The sequence below is a fragment of the Metallococcus carri genome (assembly GCF_011440275.1).
Taxonomy (GTDB): Bacteria; Actinomycetota; Actinomycetes; order Actinomycetales; family Dermatophilaceae; genus Metallococcus; species Metallococcus carri.
On the sequence record NZ_JAAOIV010000011.1, the window covers coordinates 15846 to 36209 of the forward strand.

At 71.3% G+C, this 20364-nt stretch carries 20 protein-coding genes; 13 read left to right on the plus strand and 7 right to left on the minus strand.

Translation table 11 applies throughout. From position 1 onward, the window contains the following. Positions 1 to 12: 12 nt before the first annotated feature. Positions 13 to 819, minus strand: coding sequence for an LLM class F420-dependent oxidoreductase (locus G9U51_RS13980; protein WP_171715572.1), 807 nt, complete (start codon positions 817 to 819; stop codon positions 13 to 15). A gap of 52 nt (positions 820 to 871) precedes the next feature. On the opposite strand from G9U51_RS13980, the gene G9U51_RS13985 reads away from it, so the two are divergent. After that, on the plus strand, positions 872 to 1918 hold the full coding sequence (locus G9U51_RS13985) for an alpha-hydroxy acid oxidase (protein WP_166197581.1): 1047 nt from the start codon (positions 872 to 874) through the stop codon (positions 1916 to 1918). A gap of 7 nt (positions 1919 to 1925) precedes the next feature. On the opposite strand, the gene dhaM is transcribed toward G9U51_RS13985, so the two are convergent. From dhaM to G9U51_RS14010, 5 genes are read right to left on the minus strand one after another with little or no spacing between them, the layout of a single operon-like run. Then, positions 1926 to 2333 (minus strand): dihydroxyacetone kinase phosphoryl donor subunit DhaM, encoded by a 408-nt coding sequence (gene dhaM, locus G9U51_RS13990; protein WP_166197583.1) that lies wholly within the window; start codon positions 2331 to 2333, stop codon positions 1926 to 1928. After that, complete coding sequence (gene dhaL / locus G9U51_RS13995; protein ID WP_166197585.1) at positions 2330 to 2956, minus strand: dihydroxyacetone kinase subunit DhaL; 627 nt, start codon at positions 2954 to 2956, stop codon at positions 2330 to 2332. Before dhaL ends, dhaM begins: the two co-directional genes overlap by 4 nt. Next, positions 2956 to 3957 carry a dihydroxyacetone kinase subunit DhaK gene (gene dhaK, locus G9U51_RS14000; protein WP_166197587.1) on the minus strand — a complete coding sequence of 334 codons (1002 nt, stop codon included), beginning with the start codon at positions 3955 to 3957 and terminating at the stop codon, positions 2956 to 2958. The genes dhaL and dhaK overlap by 1 nt, the downstream gene beginning before the upstream one ends. Before the next feature lie 39 nt (positions 3958 to 3996). Further along, the gene (locus tag G9U51_RS14005) at positions 3997 to 4659 is read right to left on the minus strand and encodes a nitroreductase family protein (protein WP_166197589.1); all 663 of its coding nucleotides are present in this window, start codon (positions 4657 to 4659) and stop codon (positions 3997 to 3999) included. Between the two features lie 5 nt (positions 4660 to 4664). After that, positions 4665 to 6413 (minus strand): AMP-binding protein, encoded by a 1749-nt coding sequence (locus G9U51_RS14010; protein ID WP_166197591.1) that lies wholly within the window; start codon positions 6411 to 6413, stop codon positions 4665 to 4667. Between the two features lie 131 nt (positions 6414 to 6544). On the opposite strand from G9U51_RS14010, the gene G9U51_RS14015 reads away from it, so the two are divergent. From G9U51_RS14015 to G9U51_RS14045, 7 genes are all read left to right on the plus strand, one after another. Continuing rightward, a complete protein-coding gene (locus tag G9U51_RS14015) occupies positions 6545 to 7063 on the plus strand; it encodes an RNA polymerase sigma factor (protein WP_166197593.1) in 519 nt (172 codons plus the stop codon). Then, entirely contained in the window at positions 7063 to 8484 is a 1422-nt protein-coding gene (locus G9U51_RS14020) for a beta propeller repeat protein (RefSeq protein WP_166197596.1), read from the plus strand. The genes G9U51_RS14015 and G9U51_RS14020 overlap by 1 nt, the downstream gene beginning before the upstream one ends. Before the next feature lie 18 nt (positions 8485 to 8502). Then, a complete protein-coding gene (locus G9U51_RS14025; protein ID WP_166197598.1) occupies positions 8503 to 11181 on the plus strand; it encodes a bifunctional acetate--CoA ligase family protein/GNAT family N-acetyltransferase in 2679 nt (892 codons plus the stop codon). A 40-nt stretch (positions 11182 to 11221) separates the two neighbouring features. Next, positions 11222 to 11836, plus strand: a complete 615-nt coding sequence (locus G9U51_RS14030; RefSeq protein WP_407941445.1) for a DUF5998 family protein — start codon at positions 11222 to 11224, stop codon at positions 11834 to 11836. Between the two features lie 2 nt (positions 11837 to 11838). After that, positions 11839 to 12969, plus strand: coding sequence for an alkaline phosphatase family protein (locus G9U51_RS14035; protein WP_166197602.1), 1131 nt, complete (start codon positions 11839 to 11841; stop codon positions 12967 to 12969). A gap of 10 nt (positions 12970 to 12979) precedes the next feature. Then, a complete protein-coding gene (locus tag G9U51_RS14040; RefSeq protein ID WP_166197604.1) occupies positions 12980 to 13666 on the plus strand; it encodes a thymidine kinase in 687 nt (228 codons plus the stop codon). Positions 13667 to 13803: 137 nt separating this feature from the next. Next, positions 13804 to 15159 (plus strand): MFS transporter, encoded by a 1356-nt coding sequence (locus G9U51_RS14045; RefSeq protein ID WP_235946152.1) that lies wholly within the window; start codon positions 13804 to 13806, stop codon positions 15157 to 15159. A gap of 6 nt (positions 15160 to 15165) precedes the next feature. On the opposite strand, the gene sepH is transcribed toward G9U51_RS14045, so the two are convergent. After that, on the minus strand, positions 15166 to 16443 hold the full coding sequence (sepH, locus tag G9U51_RS14050; RefSeq protein ID WP_235946162.1) for a septation protein SepH: 1278 nt from the start codon (positions 16441 to 16443) through the stop codon (positions 15166 to 15168). Between the two features lie 132 nt (positions 16444 to 16575). Between sepH and G9U51_RS14055 the strand changes: the two genes are divergently transcribed. The 5 genes from G9U51_RS14055 to G9U51_RS14075 all read left to right on the plus strand — a co-directional run bounded on the left by G9U51_RS14055 (position 16576) and on the right by G9U51_RS14075 (position 20364). Next, positions 16576 to 17814: a ferrochelatase gene (locus G9U51_RS14055; RefSeq protein ID WP_166197610.1), complete on the plus strand. Its 1239-nt coding sequence runs from the start codon at positions 16576 to 16578 to the stop codon at positions 17812 to 17814. A 1-nt stretch (position 17815) separates the two neighbouring features. After that, positions 17816 to 18616, plus strand: coding sequence for an inositol monophosphatase family protein (locus G9U51_RS14060; protein WP_166197612.1), 801 nt, complete (start codon positions 17816 to 17818; stop codon positions 18614 to 18616). Between the two features lie 162 nt (positions 18617 to 18778). Continuing rightward, on the plus strand, positions 18779 to 19075 hold the full coding sequence (locus G9U51_RS14065) for a DUF4193 domain-containing protein (protein WP_166197614.1): 297 nt from the start codon (positions 18779 to 18781) through the stop codon (positions 19073 to 19075). Between the two features lie 39 nt (positions 19076 to 19114). Beyond that, on the plus strand, positions 19115 to 19987 hold the full coding sequence (locus tag G9U51_RS17510; RefSeq protein WP_166197616.1) for a DUF3710 domain-containing protein: 873 nt from the start codon (positions 19115 to 19117) through the stop codon (positions 19985 to 19987). Next, positions 19987 to 20364 carry an OB-fold nucleic acid binding domain-containing protein gene (locus tag G9U51_RS14075; RefSeq protein ID WP_166197618.1) on the plus strand — a complete coding sequence of 126 codons (378 nt, stop codon included), beginning with the start codon at positions 19987 to 19989 and terminating at the stop codon, positions 20362 to 20364. Before G9U51_RS17510 ends, G9U51_RS14075 begins: the two co-directional genes overlap by 1 nt.

Below are 20364 nucleotides of genomic sequence, written 5' to 3' on the forward strand. Positions count from 1 at the left end.
CCGCGTGGGAGGTCAGGAGGCGTTGAGGTCGTCGCGCCAGCGCAGCCAGGGCTCGAGCGGCGCCAGGTCGTAGTCGGGTCCGCTCACGCCCATCGTGAACAGGCTGGCGCCCAGCTCGCGCAGCGGCGCACCCTCGTCCTCGGGCGCATCGGGGCTGCGGCCCTCCCGGCCCTTGCCACCCACGCCGACCGAGATCTCGATCTCGTCCGCTGGCCGACCGACGTCGGAGCAATGTCCTTGCAGCACACCGATTTTGCGCTCCAAAGTGGCGGCGTCGGAGAAGGAGTGCCAGATGTCGGCATACTGCGCGACGAGCCGCAGGGTCTTCTTCTCCCCGCCGCCGCCGATCATGACCGGTATGTCGTGCGCGGGCTTCGGGTTGAGCTGGGCCCAGCGGTGCTCGATCTGGGGGAGCGCCTCGGCGAGATCGTCGAGGCGGCCGCCGGCGGTGCCGAACTCGTAGCCGTATTCGTCGTAATCACGCTCGAACCAACCCGAGCCAATGCCGAGGATCAGGCGTCCGTCGCTGATGTGGTCGACGGTGCGCGCCATGTCGGCGAGCAATTGCGGATTGCGGTAGCTATTGCAGCTCACCAGCGCTCCGAACTGCACCCGCGAGGTCTGCTCAGCCCACGCGGCGAGCATCGTCCAGCACTCGAAGTGCGCGCCCTCCGGGTCACCCGACAGCGGGAAGAAGTGGTCCCAGTTGAAGATCACGTCCACGCCCATGTCCTCGGCGCGGCGCACCGCGTCCCGGATCTGGTCGTAGGAGGCATGCTGGGGCTGGATCTGGACGCCAATGCGCACCGGTCGTGTCATGGTGGCGATCGTAGGCCGATGGTGCGCCCACCGGAACCCGTCAGGAGGGTGAATGCGCAAGTGGTTGCAGGACAAGGAGATTCGCGCGATCGAGTCTCTGGATCCGGACGTCGCGCACTATTTCACGCGAGGCTGTGGTGACGACCTGGTCGCCACCGAGGCACCCGAGGCCTGGCGGGCGCGTCGCTGGCGGCCGCGGGTGCTGCGCGATGTGTCGCGGATCGACACCGGCGTCCGCCTGTGGGGTGACTGGCGGATGCCGCTCGGCGTCGCACCCACCGCCTTCCATCGCCTGCTGCACGACGGGGGCGAGGTGGCGACAGCGACCGGAGCCGCCGCGGCCGGCGTGCCGTTCGTGCTCTCCTCGCGCGCCACTCGCCGGATCGAGGACGTCGCCGCCGCGATCGGCGGACCGTGGTGGTTCCAGGTCTATCTGATGCACGAGCGGTCGGTCACCAAGGCGCTCGTGCAGCGCGCGGAACGCCATGGCGCGACGGCTCTCGTGCTCACCGGAGACACCCCGTATGTCGGCTACCGCGCCTCCGCGACCGGCCCCCGGCCGCTGCCGATCACCGATGACGACGCGCTCATCAACATCGCCGAGCACCTCGCCCTGGACGCGGGAGCCGACCCGTGGCCGCTCATCGACCAGGACCCCGCGCTGTCGCTCACCGACATCGACTGGTTGCGCGAGATCAGTGACCTGCCCATCCTCGTCAAGGGCGTGCTGCACCCGGCCGACGCGGTCGCCTGTGTTGACCACGGGGCCGACGGGATCTGGGTCAGCAACCACGGCGGCCGGCAGTTCGACCGGGCGATCGCCACCGCGGATGCGCTGCCGTCGATCGTGGACGCGGTCGACGACGACATCCCGGTGGTGGTCGACGGCGGAGTCCGGGATGGTCTCGACGCGCTCACCGCCCTCGCCCTCGGCGCCCGGATGGCCTTCGTCGGCCGCCCCGTGCTGTGGGGCCTGCGCACCGCAGGAGCCGCCGGCGTCCAACAGGTGCTGGAGGAGTTCGCGGCCGACATACGGCACTGGGCCGGTTGCGCGGGAGCCGCGCGCACCGCGGACCTGGACCGCAGCTATCTCGTATGACGCAACCTCAGCCGACCGCTTTTCCCTTGGCCTGCAACGCATTTCGTGCTTCCGACTCGACCTTGTCCAGCGTCGCTCCCGTCGACGCCGTGACCAGCGCAACCACCAGCCCCTCGACCAAGGGCGCACCGCTCAGTCGCACATGCTCGGCCATCGCGGGATCGAGGAACTCGGTGGCCATCTCGGCGCTCATGACCGCGCTGCCGAGGTCGAGCAGCACGAGCACACCGTCGGGGGAGTCGACCTGCTCGATGGCCGCAGCCACCGCGGACGCGTCGGTGCCGAAGCTGCCGTCCGCAGCGCCCGCGGCGACCGCAAGCTGAGGCCGCGACTCCTGCGGCACCATCTGCTCGGCGAGCGCGACGGCCGCCTCTGCCAGCGCCCGGCTGTGCGAGACGACGACGATGCCGATCACGCCGACCCCAGCGTGCGGGCGGCGCTCTCGAGCAGCAGGGTCATGCTCGTGGCGCCCGGGTCCTGCTTGCCCTTCGATCGCTCACCGAGATAGGACGCCCGCCCCTTGCGCGCGATCAGATCGGTGGCCTCGTCGCGACCCCGAGCCGCGGCCTTCGCGGCGGCAGTCAGCGCCGCAGACGTGCCCGCACCGGACTGCGTCTCGAAGGCCTCGACGGCCGGCGCGAGCGCGTCGATCATCGTCTTGTCACCGCGCTCGGCCTTGCCGCGCTGCTCGATGCCCTCCAGGCCGGCCCGCAGCGCGCCGAGCAGCCCCGAAGCGTCATCGGGGCCGTCGTCGAGCGCGCCCGCGAAGCGCAGGAAGAAGGTGCCGTAGAGCGGTCCCGAGGCGCCGCCGACATTGGACACCAGCGTCATGCCGGCCTTCTTGAGCAGCGCCCCCGGCGAGTCGAATGACGAAACATCAAGTGCGGCAACGGCTTTCATGCCCCGGTCCATATTGGAACCATGGTCGGCGTCACCCGTCTGCCGGTCCAGGTCGGTGAGCATCGCGGCGTTCTCACCGATGACCTGGGCGTAATCGGCCAGCCAGGCCCCGGCCTGCTCGGTGCTGATCGCTGCCATCACACGCCCCACCGCAGGCCGGTGGTGTTGACCGGCGCGTCCCAGAGCTTCAGCAGTTCGTCACTGGCGCGCAGCACCGTCACCGAGCAGCCCGCCATCTCCAGCGAGGTGATGTAGTTGCCGACGAGGCAGCGAGCCACCTCGACACCGGACTTGCGCAGGATCTGCGCCACCTCGCCATACATGAGGTAGAGCTCGATGAGCGGGGTGCCGCCCATGCCGTTGAGCATGACGATGGCCGGGGCACCGGTGAAGTCGTGATCGGCCAGCACCGGCTCGACGAGCTGCTGAGCGATCTCGCGAGCGGGTGCCAGCTTGACGGTCGAGCGGCCCGGCTCGCCGTGGATGCCGATGCCGAGCTCCATCTCGTCGTCGGCCAGCTCGAAGGTCGGTGTGCCCGCGGCGGGCACGGTGCACGAGGTGAGCGCCATACCCATCGAGCGGCCGTTGTCGTTGACCTGCTGGGCGAGGGCGAGCACGGCGTCGAGGTCGCGGCCCTCCTCGGCCGCGGCGCCGACGATCTTCTCCAGCAAGACGGTCACCCCGACACCCCGCCGACCGGCGGTGTAGAGCGAATCGGTCACTGCCACATCGTCATTGGTGACCACCGACTCGACCCGCACCCCGGAGTCGGCCGCGGCCATCTCGGCGGCCATCTCGAAGTTCATCACGTCACCGGTGTAGTTCTTCACGATGTGCAGCACGCCCGCGCCGCCGTCGACCGCGGTGGTCGCGGCCATCATCTGATCGGGCACGGGCGAGGTGAAGACCTCACCGCAGCACGCCGCGTCGAGCATGCCGAGCCCCACATAGCCGGCGTGCATCGGCTCGTGACCCGACCCACCGCCGGAGATGAGACCGACCTTGCCCTGGCGAGGGGCGTCCCTGCGATAGACGATCTTCTGCTCGTGGTCTACCCGCAACCGGTCGGGGTGAGCCGCCGCGACGCCCTTGAGCGCCTCCGCGACGACATCGGCGGGGTCATTGATGAGCTTCTTCATGACCTCATCCTCACCCTCGCGACGGATGCTGTGAAGGGGTCAGAGGCGGGGGATCGGTCCGCGATGCCGCTCGCCGGTGAGGTCCATCCGCCGGCCCGGCGTCTGCCAGCCCTCGCGGTGCACCACCTCGGACAGCTCGCGCCGGGGCCGGGTGCGCGGGCTGCCCGACGAGCGTTGCTCGGCCGGATAACCGACGGCCACCACCCCGACGAGGTTGCGATCCGCCGGTATGCCGAGTGCCCCACGCACCGCATCGAGCCGCTCCACCGGGACCCCGAAGAACAGTCCGCCCAGGCCCTCGTCCACCGCGACCAGCAGCATGATCAGGGCCGCCATGCCGGTGTCGACATCCCAGTAGGGCACCGGCCAGTGCGCCTCGTCGCGGTCCTGCCAGGGCTTGTCCGGCTCGGCATACCGATCGAGATAGGTCGTGCGGTCCGAGCAGCAGACAATCAGCACCGGCGCCGCCTGCACGCCGCGCAGCCAGGCGTCGGGGATGCCATCCTCGGAACCTGCGTCCCAAAACCGTTGCCGCGCAACGGGATCGGTGAGCACGACGAAATCCCAGCCCTGGCTGAAACCAGCACTCGGCGCCCGCACGGCCAGCTCGAGCAGGCGGTCCACGAGCTCGGGCGGCACCGGCCGGGAGACGTCGAACCGGCGCACCATCCGCCGCTTGCGGATCGCATCCTGCAACTGCATCGGCCTCAGCCCTTCAGGTCGGGGAAGTCGGTCTCCCAGTATTCGAGGTCGCTCGCCCGCGAGGAGTCGTCACCCCCGGTGCCATGCGCGTCCACCTCGCGCTGGCGCAACTCGACCCGGCGGATCTTGCCGGAGATGGTCTTGGGCAGCTCGGCGAACTCGATCCGGCGGATCCGCTTGTAGGGCGCGAGGTGCTCGCGGGCGAAGGCCAGGATGTCGCGTGCCAGCTCCGGCGACGGTGAATTCGCAGCAGTGAGAACGACATACGCCTTGGGCACCGTGAGCCGGGTCGGGTCCGGGGACGGGACCACCGCGGCCTCCGCGACGGCCGGGTGCTCGATGAGCACCGACTCCAGCTCGAAGGGGGAGATGCGGTAGTCGGACGCCTTGAAGACATCGTCGGCGCGCCCGACATAGGTGATATTGCCCTCCGCGTCACGGGAGGCGACATCGCCGGTGTGATAGACGCCATCGCGCATCACCTCGGCGGTCTTGGCCTCGTCGCCCTCATAACCGACCATCAGCCCGACCGGCCGTCCCAGGGGCCCGTCGAGGCGCAGGCACAACTCGCCCTCGTCCCCTTCGGCACCGGTCGCCGGATCGACCAGCACCACGTCATATCCGGGCAGCGGCTGTCCCATCGAGCCCGGCACCACCGGCTGGCCGGGAGTGTTGCCGACCTGGCAGGTGGTCTCGGTCTGACCGAAGCCGTCGCGCACCGTGATGCCCAGCGCGCGTTCGACCTGCCCGATCACCTCGGGATTGAGCGGCTCGCCCGCGCCGACCATCTCGCGCAGCGACACCTGCTCTCGGTAGGCGGCCAGATCGGCCTGGATGAGCATCCGATAGACCGTCGGCGGCGCGCAGAAGGTCGTCGCGCGCTCGGCCACGACCTGCTCGATCAGAGCGGCGGCGTCGAACCGCGGCTGGTCGACCACGAGCACGGTGGCCCCGGCATTCCACGGCGCAAAGACATTGCTCCACGCGTGCTTGGCCCAGCCGGCGGAGGAGATGTTGAGGTGCACATCGCCCGGCCCGGCGCCGATCCAGTACATCGTCGACAGATGCCCCACCGGATAGGAGGTCTGGGTGTGCAGCACGAGCTTGGGCTTGGCAGTGGTGCCGCTGGTGAAATACAGCAGCATCGGGTCGTGCGCCCGGGTCACGACCCGCGGCGGCTCGCCATCAAAGGACCGCGCGTCGTCGTATGCCGTCCAGCCCTCGACCGGCTCACCGACCGCGATCCGGGTGAAATCCCCCTCGACGGTGCGCCACACCGAGGTGACCGCCGATCCCACGACGGCGTGCCGGATGTTGCCGCGACTCATCCGATCGCGCAGGTCGGCCGCGGTGAGCAATGTGGTCGCCGGGCTGGTCACCGCCCCGATGCGGATGCAGGCGAGCATCGTCTCCCACAGCTCGACCTGGTTGCCGAGCATCAGCAGCACCCGGTCGCCCGGCGCCACCCCCTGCGCGGCCAGGAAGGCGCCGACCTGCTGGGAGCGGGCCGACAGTTCGGCATACGTCAGGGATTGCCGGCCGGACTCGGAGACGATCACGAGCGCGGGCTGGTCGGCATGACGCGGGTCGGCGGCGAGGGCGTCGAACCAGTCGGTCGCCCAGTTGAACTCCCCGTCCGGCAGCGGCTGCCAGGCCGCCCGCGCGGCCCGCGGATCGGTGCGATGCTCCAGCAGCGCATCCCGCATGGCGCGAAAGGCGGCGACGGTGGGGGAGATAGGCTCTGAGGAGGACATACGCCCGAATGTAACGGGGGTCACATTGTTCGGGGGAGCAATGCCGGGCCAACCAGGTTCCCGCCTCGGGCGTCCAGCAGGGTATGACGGTCGCCACCTTGCGCGTCCCCCGAGCCGTAACGGCGCGAGACATGGGGAGCACACGAATCGTGGTCGCACGCGAGGACTCGGTGGAAACCGCGGTGCGCCAGGTCTACGACGCCCATTTCGGGCGGCTGGTCGGCTGGGCGACCCCGCTGCTCAGTGACCGCGACCTCGCCCACGACCTCGCGACCGAGGCCTTCGTCAAGCTGCTGCGCCACTGGGAGTCGGTCGACGACCCGCGCGCCTGGCTCTACACCACCGTCGCCAACCAGGTGCGCGACCACTGGCGGCGCCGCGGCCGGGAAGCCGCCGCCTACGGGCGGTGGAGCGGCGGCCGGATCGACCCCGAGCCGGTCGCCCCCGCCACCGACCACGCCACCCGGCTCACCGTGCGCGACGCGGTCGAGTCGCTGCCCGAGCGGCTGCGGTTGCCGGTGCTCCTGCATTATTACGCTGACCTGACCGTGGCCCAGGTGGCCACTCAGCTCGGCAAATCCGATGGTGCCGTCAAGCGTGACCTGTTCGATGCCCGCAAGCAGCTCGCCGCCCGACTGGAGGGAACGTGATGACCCCCGATCGCCGCGGCCCGGCATACGACGACGACCCGGTCGCCCACTTCTTCGCCGAGCATCGAGCGGCGGTGCGCGAGGAGCCGGCCACCGATCTCACCTGGCAACGCGTGGTGCACAGCCGCCGGCCGCGCCGATCGCATCATCGGTTGCGGTCCTTCCTCGCGGCGAGCGCGGCGGCCGCCGTGGCGGTCTTCGGCGTGTGGTCGTGGCAGCAGCATCCCTTCGGCACCGGTGGCGTGCGACCGGGTCAGCAGATCAGCGGCAGCGCGGATTACGCCGCGTCGGTCGCATCCGGGCCGAGCAATAGCACCCAGGTGCCGGGTCCGGTGCCGTCCTCCTTCGCCAGCTGGTCGGTCAGCAACGCGGGCAACGGCACGCTCTACGACCTCGGCTCGGCGGTCTGCGGCCAGCAGGTCTGCCCGACCCTGCTGCGATCGGCCGACAACGGCTCGACCTGGCGCTCGGTGCACACCTTCGCCGGCACCGACACCTCCCAGGCGGTCGGTTCGGCGCGCCCGCTCATCCAGCCCAACCGCGCGGTCACCGAGGTGCGCTTCGCCACCCCGCAGATCGGCTATGCCTTCGGCGGTGCCCTGTGGGTGACCTCCGACGGCGGCGCGAGCTTCCAGCAGGTCGACCATCCGGGGCAGGCGGTGCTCGGCCTCGAGGTGTCGCGCAACCAGGTCATGGTGCTCAGCGCCGACGACTGCTCCGCCGGCGTATGCCGGGGTCCGATCTACCTCAGCCGGACCACCCCCCAGGCCGGCAGCGCGGCGCTCACCACGATCGCGTCCGCCGATGTCGGCACGCCCTTGCGCGGGGCATTGCTGGCGGTGCAGGACGGCGTCACGGTCGTCAGCCCGATCCCGCAGAAGGCCGGCACGCCGATCCCGCCGCTGGTGCCCGCGCCGGACGGCAACCTCGACACCATCCCCTCGCCCCAGGGCTGCGGCACCGCGCCGCTGGAGAGCATCGCGCTCGCCAGCAACGTCAGCCGGCTGATGTGGGGCCTGTGCGCGGTCTCGTCCACGGCGACCACCACGACCTACAGCGTGCTGCGCAGCACCGACGCCGGCAACCGCTGGAGCGTGGCCGGCAACCGCACCCTCACGATGCCGCGGCTCGGCCGGGTGACGCTCGCCGCGGCCGACCAGGCCCACCTGGTCGCCACGGCCGGCGGCCCGCGCAGCGGCTCGGCCACGGGCGCGAGTTCGGCCGGGGCGCTGGTCGTATCGGCCAACGGCGGCCGCAGCTTCGCCCCGCCCACGAGCGCGGCGCCGGTGCCGAGCAGTGGTTTCGACTGGTCCGCCTCACCGGGCTCCTCGGAGTTCTATGCCGTGCCGCGGACCACCGCCGGCTACTGGTGGAGCACCGACCGCGGACGCACCTGGAAGGTCGTGGATCCCACCTCCTGACCTGGCATGCTGGGCGGCATGGCTGCGGACGAGGATCCTCCGGGCTACCCACGTGCATGGGAGGCCGACGTCGTGCTGCGCGACGGATCGGTCGCCCAGGTCCGGCCGATCCGCCCCTCGGACGGTCCGGCGCTGCAGGAGTTCCACGCCGGTCAGTCCGACGAGTCGATCTACCTGCGCTTCTTCGCACCGCTGAAACGCTTGTCCGACAAGGACATTCACCGTTTCACCCATGTCGACTACCGCGCCCGCGTCGCGCTGGTGATGATCGCGGCCGGTGACCTCGTCGCGATCGCTCGCTACGACCGCCTCGCCGGGCCGGACGGCCCGCGCGCCGAAGTGGCCTTCAATGTCTCCGACCGCTTCCAAGGTCGCGGCGCCGGGTCGGTGCTGCTCGAACACCTGGCCGCCATCGGCCGCGAGGCCGGCGTCAAGGAATTCGTCGCCGACGTGCTGCCGCAGAACCGCAAGATGATGGGCGTCTTCCTCGACGCCGGTTATCTCGTCGAGCACGGTTTCGACGACGGCGTCATCTCCCTGTCGTTCCCGATCCGCGCCACCCGCCAGAGCGAGGACGTGCGGGTCGCGCGCGAGCAGCGCGCCGAGTCCCAGAGCGTGCGCGCCCTGCTCAACCCGGCCTCGGTGGCCGTGGTCGGCGTCAGCCGCTCGCGCGGCTCGGCCGGTCGCGATCTGTTCACCCACCTGGTGCGCGGCGGGTTCACCGGCCAGGTGTATGCCGTGAGCTCCTCTGGGGCGGCGCAGATCGAGGACCACCCGGTCTACGCCTCGGTGCGCGATATCCCTGAGCCCGTCGAGCTCGCGGTCATCGCGGTGCCCGCCGGCGAGGTGCACGACGTGCTGCTCGACTGCGCCGGCCACGGGGTGCGCGCCGTCGTGGTGATCTCGGCCGGCTTCGCCGAAGTCGGCGAGCAGGGCGCGGCGCTGCAGCACGAACTGCTGCGCACCGCCCGCCGCCTCGGTCTGCGCGTCGTCGGACCCAACTCCTTTGGTGTGCTCAACACCCGGCCCGAGGTGCGCCTCAATGCCTCGCTCGCGCCCGAGATGCCGCCGGCCGGCTCGCTCGGGCTGTTCTCCCAGAGCGGTGCGCTCGCGATCGCGGTGCTGGACTCGGCGACTCGGCGTGGCCTGGGCATCTCCGACTTCGTCTCCGCCGGCAACCGGGTCGACGTGTCCGGCAATGACGTCATGCAGCACTGGATCGACGACGACACCACCACCGCGGTGGGCCTCTATCTGGAGTCGATGGGCAACCCCCGCAAGTTCAACCGGATCGCCCGCCGCCTGGCCGCCCTCAAACCGGTGATCGTCGTGAAGTCCGGGATGTCGGCATACGGTGTCCCGCCCGGACACCGGGTGCGAGCGACGCAGACCCGGCCCGAAGCCTTCGCCGCGATGCTCGCCCAGGCCGGGGTGATGCGCGTCGAGAACGTCCACCAGCTGTTCGATATCGCCCAGCTGGTCGTGCACCAGCCGATCCCTCGGGGCAACCGGGTCGCGATCGTGGGCAACTCCGATGCGCTCGGCGCGCTCGCCGCGGACTCGTGTGTCGCGTGGGGACTGCAGGTGAGTCACGGCCCGGTGAACCTGCCGGCCGAGGCGAGCGCCGAGGAGTTCCGCCAGGCCGTGTCGGCCGCCTTCGAGGATCCCGACGTGGACTCGGTCGTCACCGCGTTCATCCCGCCGCGGGCGCTCGCCGGCGTCGCGGTCGCCCAGACGCTGGCGATCGCAGCGCTGGACTCGGGCAAGCCGTGCATCACCACCTTCCTGGGCATCCGCGGCGTGACCGATGCCCTGTCGGCGCGGGCGGCGGACGGCACCCGGCAGACGGTGCCGGCCTATGCGATGCCCGAGGACGGCATCCGGGCGCTCGCCGCCGCGACGCAATACGGCCAGTGGCGCGACCGCGACCGCGGCGAGCCCGTCTCGCCCGAGGGGATCAGCCGCACCAAGGCCGAGCAACTCATCGACCGGGTCCTCGCCGGGTCACCCCGTGGCCGCGCCCTGACCGCGGACGAGACCCGAGAACTGTTGGGGCACTACGGGATCGAGGTCTGGCCCTCCTTCCCCGTGCAGTCCGCGCAGGAGGCGGTCGAGACCGCCGAGCGGCTCGGTTATCCGGTCGTGCTCAAGTCGGTGTCACCGATCGCCCGCACCCAGCCGGTGACCGCGGTGCGCACCGACCTCGTCGACGCCGCCGCCGTGCGGCAGGCGTATGCCGCCCTCGACGCGCGGCTGGTGCCCCTGCACGCGGATCGCTATGTCGTGCAACGGATGGCGACGCCGGGCATCGCCTGCGTGATCGCCTCCAGTGAGGATCCACTCTTCGGCCCGATGGTGCGCTTCGGGTTGTCCGGCGCGCCGACCGAGGTGATGGGGGACATCGGCTATCGCATCCCGCCGTTGCGCGAGAGCGACGTGCTGGACCTGATCGGGTCGGTGCGCGCTGCACCGCTGCTCAACGGCCGCGACGGGCTCGGCCCGGCCGACCGGGCCGCGCTCGCCGACCTGATCGCGCGGGTGAGCGTGCTGGCCGATGACCACCCCGAGCTGGCCTCGATCGAACTGACCTCGGTCAACTGCCATCGCGACGGCGCGGACGTGCTCGGCGCGAGCGTGCACCTCGCTCCGGCCTTCCGCTCCGACAGCGACCGCCGCACGATGACGGTGGACGCCTGATCCGGCCCACCGCCACCCCGTGTCGGCGGTCGGTGTCAGAATGCCGACCATGTCTCCGACGCGCTCCGTGGCCTCCGCGGGCCTGCCCCGCGACCTGATCGCCGACATCGAGAAGGCGGGCTACTACCCGCTGCTCGTCGCCGATGTCGTCGCGGCCGGGCTCGCCGACCAGACCCTGCGGGCGCATCTCGTGCACGCCGAGACCACCCTCGACGGCGAGCACGTGCGCCGGCATATCACCGTCCTCGGGCTGACCGACACCCGGCTGATCATCGCCCACGCCGACGATCACACCCCGTCGATGGACGACCCCGGCCCGGTGGGCGGATCGGTGGCCACCGCGACCACCGAGTCGATCCCGCTGCGCGGGGTGCGCGGCGTCATGCTCGTGCACGTCGTCGCCGACCCCGAGTCCTACCGGGCGGGCCAGCTCGGCCGCGAGATCACCTTGACCATCGGCTGGGGGGCGGTCAGCCGGGTCGACCTGCTCCCGGCGGCGTGCGCCGACCCGAGCTGCGAGGCCGACCACGGTTACGAAGGCACCGTGACCGGCGACGACCTCACCTTGCGCATTAGCGCGGACGCCGACGGCGACCAGATCCTGCACCGGGCCCAGGCCTTCGCCGCCGCGCTCAGTGCCGCCATCGGCCACTGACCGTGGCCGTCCTGCCCGCCGCCCCGGCGTATGACGACGCCGGGCTCGCCGGCGTGCTCCCGCGCGTCGCCGGATCGCTGGGGGTGCGCGGTTTCGACCGCAGATCACCGCCCGCGGTGGACAAGGCGGTGGTCGTGCTTGTCGACGGCCTGGGCCTGGAGCTGCTGCGCGCGCGGTCCGGCCATGCACCCTTCCTGCGGGGGTTGCTCGCCGATGCCCGGGAGGTGACGGCCGGATTCCCGACCACCACCGCAACGAGCATGGGCACCTTCGGCACCGGGCTGCCGCCGGGCAGCCACGGCCTGGTCGGCTACCAGGTGCGGGTGCCCGGCACCGACCGGCTGCTCAACGAACTGTCCTGGGAGGACGGCCCCGATCCTCGGCGCTGGCAGCCGGAACCGACTGTCTTCGAACGGGTTTCGCGAGCCGGCGTGCCGGTCACCATGGTTGCCACCGACTATTTCCAGGGCTCCGGGCTGACCGAGGCGGCGCTGCGGGGAGCCGGGACCTTCCGCACCGCGGCATCCTTCACCGACCGGGTCGACCTCGCCGTGGCCGCGCTCCGGGCCGACCGCCGGGCGCTGGTCTACCTCTACTGGGGCGATGTCGACCGCACCGGCCACCAGTTCGGTTGCTCGTCCTGGCAATGGGGCGAGGCGCTCGAGGTGGTCGACGCCGGGCTGCAGCGGCTGGCGCGCTCGCTGCCCCGCGGCACCTCACTCACCATCACCGCCGACCACGGCATGGTCGACGTCCCGTTCGAGGCCCAGGTGGACCTCGCCCACGACGCCGAGCTGGCCGACGGCATCGAGCTGGCCGGTGGCGAGATGCGCTCCCTGCAGTTGTACTGCCGACCCGGCGCGGTCGACGACGTCGCGGCCACCTGGCGCGCGAGGCTCGGGGAGCGGGCCCACGTCATACCGACGCAGGAAGCGGTGGCCGCGGGCTGGTTCGGGCCGGTGACCGAGCGGGTCGCACCCCGCCTCGGCGACCTGCTCGTGGTGATGGACGCCCCGATCGGCGTATGGGATTCGCGGGTGATGCCCCCGTCGGTCAGCGGGCTCATCGGTCAGCACGGCGCGATGACGCGCGCCGAGGTGGCCGTGCCGGTGTTGAGCCTGCACAACGCCTAGGGTTTCGGCTGTGGCAGAGCTGGTCTTCTTCTCCGGGACGATGGACTGCGGCAAGTCGACACTTGCGCTGCAGATGGACCACAACCACCGGGCGCGCGGCCGCTCCGGGCTGGTGCTCACCAAACATGACCGGGCCGGCGAAGCCGTGCTGTCCTCGCGACTCGGTCTGTCCCGGGACGCGCTGGAGGTCACCGACGAGCTCGACTTCTGGGACCTGGTCGTGCAACAGGCCACGCACGGCCGCCCGATCCAGTACCTCATCTGCGACGAGGCCCAGTTCTACCTGCCCGAGCAGGTCGACCAGCTGGCCCGGATCGTCGACGAATGCGATATCGACGTCTATGCGTTCGGCATCACCGCCGACTTCCGCACCGCGCTCTTCCCGGGCTCGCAGCGGCTGATCGAGCTCGCCGACCGGCTCGAGGTGCTGCAGGTCGAAGCGTTGTGCTGGTGCGGGCGTCGGGCCACCCACAACGCCCGGGTGATCGACGGCCACATGGTGGTCGAGGGCGACCAGGTGGTCGTCGGCGATGTCGCCGGTGGTGATCCGAGCGTCGTGGAATACGAGGTGCTCTGCCGGCGGCATCACATGCGCCGGATGACCTCGCACGCCGCGCGGCAGCAGTCACCCGACCCCGATCTGCTGCCCTTCGATCTGGATCTATGCCCGCTCCCGGGGCGGCAGCCCACGGCATGATGGACCCCATGGAGGATCCACCGCGGCACCCAGGGGGGACGCGTGGCCGGCGGACGCGGCCCCTGCCGCGTCGACCCTCCGGCCCGGAACCCTCCCACCCCCAGTCGTCCTCGCGCACCCGCCGGGCCGGGCGAGGTATGGCGCACGGCATCGGCGCGGTCGGACGGGTGGCGCGCCGCGCCAGCTCCGCGCAGGGCGCCGGCGAGTCCGGCCTGTCCCGGCTGATCGAGGTGCACGCCTTCAGCAATGCTGGCGACGCCGCGGTCGCCATCGGGCTGGCCGGCACGGTCTTCTTCGCCGCGCCCGGTGACAAGGCGCGCACCCAAACGCTGCTCTTCCTGCTGCTCACCATGCTGCCGTTCGCGATCGTCGCCCCGCTCGTCGGTCCGTTGCTGGACCGCTTCCGGCACGGCCGCCGGTGGGCCCTGGGTGGCACGCTCGCGATCCGCGCGTTCTTGTGCTGGGTGCTCGCCCAGGCGGTCGAGGATCACTCGACCTGGCTGTTCCCCGTTGCGCTGTGCGTGCTGGTCTCCTCCAAGGCTTATCTGGTGACCCGTTCGGCCGCCGCGCCCCGGCTGTTGCCCGAGGGGATGAGTCTGGTGACCGCCAACGGGCGGATGTCGCTGGCCGGCGTGGTCGGTGCGATCGTCGCCGGTGGTCTCGCCGGCCTGGCCACCAAGCTCGGCGGCGCCAGCTGGTCGCTGCGGGTGGCCTTCGTGCTGTTCACCATCGGCACCATCCTGGCGATCATGCTGCCGCCACGGGTCGACTCCAGCGTGGGGGAGTCCGGCGGCATCGCGATGCGCGGCCGGGGCCGGGGCCGGGTGCCACTCACCGCCGATGTCATCTCGGCGCTGCGCGCCAACGCCGGCCTGCGCTGGCTGTCGGGCTTCCTGATGCTGTTCATGGCCTTCCTGATGCGCGAGCACCCGTTCGCCGGGTGGGAGCAGAAGCAGGCGCTGCTGCTGGCCCTCGTGCTCGGCGCGGCCGGGGTCGGCAACGGCCTCGGCACCGTCATGGGAGCGGTGCTCAAGATCGCCTCACCGCGGGTGATCGTGCTCGCCACGCTCGTCGCCGACGCGGTCGTCGCGGTGTATGCCGCGATCTCCTTCGGGCTGACCAGCGCCATCATCGTCGGCCTGGTGGCCGGCGTCGGTCAGCAGCTGGGCAAGCTCGCGCTGGACTCGCTCATCCAGGACCGGGTGCCCGACCACATGCGCACCAGCGTCTTCGGCCGTTCCGAGACCCTGCTGCAGCTGTCCTGGGTGCTCGGCGGCATCGTCGCGGTGGTCATCCCGACCCGGGCCGACGTGGGCATGATCCTCGCCGCCGTCTTGCTCGTGGTGTGGGCGTTCTTCGTGCTGCTGTGGCACAGCGGCCGGTCGGTGCGCGGTGGCACCATCGGGCATGACCCGGTGCACGACTCACCCACCGAAGGTTTCGACCGGCGTCAGGTCATGCGGGAAGGACGAAGCGCCCCACCCGAGTGGTGATAGACCTCAGCCGCGCCGGCCGAACATGATGTCGTCCCAGCTTGGCACCGACGGGCGGCCCTTGCGGGCGGCACTCGGGCGGGAGGGGACCGCGACCTCGTCGTCGGCGTCGTCGTCCTGGCGGTCGTCGTGGCGGTCGTCGTGGTCGTCGTGGTCGCTCGGCTGGTCCTCAGCGCCGACCTCATCGGCATCCGCGACGGCGACCTCGACCCCCTCGAGGTCGGCCTCTTCAGCGTCGCCGGCGGCGCCGGGCAGGTCGGCGAACAGATCGCCGGTGCCGGTCACCGGGTCGTGACCGAGCTCGTCCACCGACGGCTTGACCTGCGCTGGCTCCTCGACCGGCTCACCGGCTTCTTCGAGCTCCTCCGGGCGCGGATGCGAGCCGAGCGGCGGAGCATCGGCAGCGGCCTCGCGCCCGCCGGTGCGCCGGCCGCGGCGGCGGTTGCGCGAGCGCTCTCGCATCACCGAGACCAGGTCGACCGCGTCCTCGGATTCGGCCGGCTGGTCGACCTTCGCAGTGGTGCTCGCCTCCGCGGCGGCCTCCTCCTGTGGGTCACTCTCGGTCACGGTCGCGTGCGGTATGGCGGTCGGCCGCCGCGAGCCGCCGCGCGAACGGCGCACCCGCACTGGCCGGTCCAGGCCGCCCTCGGCCTCGACGTCATAGACGGTCGACGGCGCCGCCTTGGCCGACGGCAGGGGACCGGCGGACTGGTCGTCCTCGCTGAGCCAACGGCTCTCGTCATCCAGCGGCTGCAGTGCGCCGCTGACCGCATCGAAGCGCCAGCTTGCCGAGCGGTCGCGGCCGCCGGCGTGGAAGCGGCACAGCACGGTCCAGCCGGCGTCGGTGCGCCAGGCGTCCCAGGAGACCTCCTCGGCGATCACGCCGCGGTGGGTGAGGCGGTCGGTGACACGCTCGCCGACGGTCGTGGTGGTGTCGCGGCCGCCGGTGCGCGACTGCAGCGGCAGGGCCTGGGCGGTGCGGGCGACGTGGTCGCGCTCGGCGCGGATCGGGAACTCGAAGCGCTCGACCTTGTCCACCCGCCAGCCGGTGCGCTCGGCGACCTCCTCGGCGGTCGAACCGGCGCGCAGCAGCGCCTGCACATCGCGCGGGCGCACCTGCTCGGGCAGCTCCGCCTGGGTCGCGTGCCCGGAGGAGCGGCGCACCGGGCGCAGCGCCTCGCGCAGCGCCGGGTTCAACGGCACCCGGAAGTCGGCACCCTCGTCGTCCCCCAGCAGCACGAACCCGCCGTCGTCCGACACCCCGACGAACCGTAGATCCCGCATCGACTTCACGCCTCTCACTCGATTGCCAGCGTCAACGATGCCACGCGCGTTCCGGGCCCGGGATGCGGCGCGCCGCGCGATCGCAGCAGCCCGGCCGGAGACCGGTCCTTCGGAGGGGAGAGAATCAGGCTCATGAGTTCCCCGACTGCCGATTCGACCGATCCGTCGGCCTCGGCTCCCGCTGCGAAGGACCCCGCCGCCACGACCGATCCGCTGGCGAATGTGGACCGGACCGAGCCGGCATACGACCCGGCGGAAACCCCCGAAGGTGACGACGAGACCCTCCCGCCATATGACGCGGTGCTGCTGCTGTCCTTCGGCGGACCGGAGAACCGCGAGGAGGTCATGCCGTTCCTGCGGCAGGTGACCAAGGGGCGCGGCATACCGGATGACCGGTTGGAGCAGGTGGCCGAGCACTACTACCTGTTCGACGGCAAGAGCCCGATCAACGACCAGAACCGCGCGCTCGTCGAGGCGATGCACGGCGAGCTGCGGCGCCGCGGCCTGTCCACGCCAGTGCTGTGGGGCAACCGCAATGCCGCGCCCTTCCTCACCGATGCGCTGCGGGACGCGCACGAGCGCGGGATGCGCCGCATCCTGGTGGTGACCACCAGCGCCTACGCGTCCTACAGCTCCTGTCGGCAGTACCGCGAGAACATCGCCGAGGCGCTCGCCGAACTGCAGGAGGAGGGCCGCGAACTGCGCGTCGACAAGGTGCGCCAGTACGCCACCCATCCCTCCTTCGCGCGCACGAACATCCGGCTGGTCACCGAGGCGGTGCGCCGCATCGACCAGCCCGACGACGCCAAGCTGCGGCTGGTCTTTGTCACCCACTCGATCCCGACCGCGATGGACGACACCTCCGGCCCCGGGGACGAGGAGGGCAATCTCTACGAGCACCAGCACGACGAGCTCGCGCATGTCATCGCCGACGAGGCGGGCATCACCTTGGACCGCGACCTGTCCTCGGCGCTGGTCTACTGCTCCCGGTCCGGGCCGCCGAGCCAGCCATGGCTGGAGCCGGATATCAACGACCACCTGGAAAAGCTCGCCGCCCAGGGCATCACCGACGTCGTGGTCGCGCCGATCGGTTTCGTGAGCGACCACATGGAGGTCGTCTACGACCTGGACACCGAGGCTCGCGCGACGGCCGACCGCCTCGGCCTGCGGATGGAACGCGTGCCGACGGTGGGCGTCGACCTGGAGTTCGTGAGCGGGTTGATCGACCTGGTCGAGGAGCGCGCCGCCGAGGCGCGCGGCGAGAGCGTCACCCCGGCGGCCTGGCCCGGCGAGGCGATGCCCTCGATCTGCCGGCGCGGCTGCTGCCCCAACCTGCGCGAGGCGCTGCCGGCCGCGTGCGGGGAGGACTGAGATGGACAGCTTGCGCGAGGTCGCGTGCCAGCTCGCGACGGAGGCCGCCCGCCTCATCGTCGACGAACGCCCCGACCAGCTGGGCGTCGCCGCGACCAAGACTTCGGCGACCGATGTCGTCACCGAGATGGACCGGCGCAGCGAGGACCTGCTGCGCCGCCGCCTGGAGCAGTTGCGGCCGGACGACGGGCTGCTGGGGGAGGAGGGCACCTCCAGCGCGGGCACCTCGGGGATCACCTGGGTGGTCGACCCGATCGACGGGACCGTCAACTATCTCTACGAGATCCCGGCGTATGCCGTGTCCGTGGCCGCCTGCACCGGTGACGCGCAGGTTCCCGAGTCGCTCGAACCGGTAGCGGCCGCGGTCGTGAACCCGATGACGCGTGAGCTCTTCCACGCCGCCCGGGGCGAGGGGGCCTGGTGCACCCGCGACGAGCGCACCTGGCGGCTGGCGGTCAACGCTCCGGTGCCGCTGGCGCAGGCGCTGCTCGGCACCGGTTTCGGTTATGCGGCGGACAAGCGCCGCCGGCAGGGTGCTGTGGTCGCCGAGTTGCTGCCGGTGGTCCGCGACATCCGCCGCGCGGGCAGTGCCGCGCTCGACCTGTGTGCGGTCGCTGCGGGGCGCCTGGACGTCTATTTCGAGTCGGGTCTGAACCCCTGGGACCGCCTCGGCGGGCAATTGTTGGTCACCGAGGCCGGGGGAGTCGTGCTCGGTGCCGACGGTGGTCCGGCGAGTGGCGAACTCACGGTTGCGGGTGCGGCCGAGACGGTTGCGGCACTCACGGCGCTGCGGCTGCAGTAGTCGGCGGTTTCGACCCCGCCTCGACGGGTGGGACGGGAATAAGGCACAATCCCCGCTCGGTTGGGCACGATGTCGCGTGCGTGCACGTTGGGCGCGGCAGACCGAGGACATGGGGCCGGGGCGTGTAAACGTCCCGGGGGCGAGTGGACAGGAAAGACGAGCATGGCAACCGATTACGACGCTCCTCGCAAGACTGACGACGACCTCAACGAGGACTCGCTCGAGGAGTTGAAGTCACGCCGCAACGACAAGAGTGCGAGCGTGGATGTGGACGAGACCGAACAGGCCGACGGCTTCGAGCTGCCGGGCGCCGATTTGTCGGGCGAAGAGCTCGCGATCACGGTGATCCCGCGCCAGGCGGACGAGTTCACCTGTTCGAAGTGTTTCCTGGTGCACCACCGCAGCCAGTTGGCCAAGGAGGTCGGCGGGCTGCCAGTGTGCACCGAGTGCGTCGCCTGAGTGACGCACTGACGACCGACGAGAACGAGGTGTAGGGACGTGGCGATCTTCCGCCGACGCAAGCAGGACGAGCCCGCCGACGTCGAACCGCACGAGGTCGACACCGACGAGCAGGCCACCGAGGAGTCCGGCGACGAGGTCGTCGCGCAGTCCTCGACCAGCACGGCGGAGGCGACCGACTCCTCGGCCGCGGCGGATGTGTCGGACGGGAGCGATTCGGCGACCACGGCCGATGCGTCGGACGCCCCGAGCACCGACCGCACCCAGCTCTCGGACCCGGCGATCGACCGGTCCAACGGGCCCTACGACCGCAGCGAGGTCGACGATCTCGAGGGGCGGCTCGACTTCGGCGCGATCGCGATTGTGCCGGTCGCCGGGATGGAGCTGCGGCTGGACGTGGACGAGACCGGCCAGGAGATCACCGGCCTGACCGCCATCCACGGCGAGTCGGCCTGCCAGCTGCAGGCCTTCGCCGCGCCCAAGAGCCGCGGCCTCTGGCGGGAGATCCGCCACGAGATCGCCGACAACCTCGCCGGCCAGCGGGGGGACGCCAGCGAGTATGACGGGGTCCTCGGCCGGGAGCTGCACGTGCGGATGCCCGCCCAGGGCCCGGACGGCCGCACCACCTATTCGCCGGCGCGTTTCGTCGGCGTCGACGGTCCGCGCTGGTTCCTGCGGGCGGTGCTGTCCGGCGCGGCGGCGATGACCGACGAGGCGGCCGAGGAGATGGTGACCTTCGTGCGCAATATCGTCGTCACCCGCGGCAAGGAAGCTCGCGCACCGCGGGAGCTGCTGCCCCTGCGCGTTCCCGATGCCGTGCAGACCGAGGCCCCCGTCGAGTCGGCCGACGACGCCGAGCAGTCGGTGCCCTCGCCCTTCGAGCGCGGCCCGGAGATCACCGAGGTCCGCTGATGACCGGCCCGGTGCAGCGGCTGCTTCGCCGGCTGTCGCGCCCCAGCTCCGAGCGCGAACGCGAGGAGCTGCAAGCCACCTCCGCCCAGGCCGGGTCGGTGCCGGCCGATCAACTCATCGACCGGCAGCTGTGCCAGTGCACCGGCACGGTGCGCTCGCTCAGCCTGCGACCGCGTGCTGGTGAAGCGCCGGCGCTGGTCGTCGACCTCGATGACGGGCACCGCACGCTGACGGTGATTTGGCTGGGGCGCAGGCGAATTGCCGGCATACATCCCGGCGTCATGCTGACCGTTCGGGGCCGGGTCTCCCTGCGCAAGGGCAGCCCGACGATGTTCAACCCGTCCTACGAGATCAACCCGCCCAAGACCGCGGAGTGA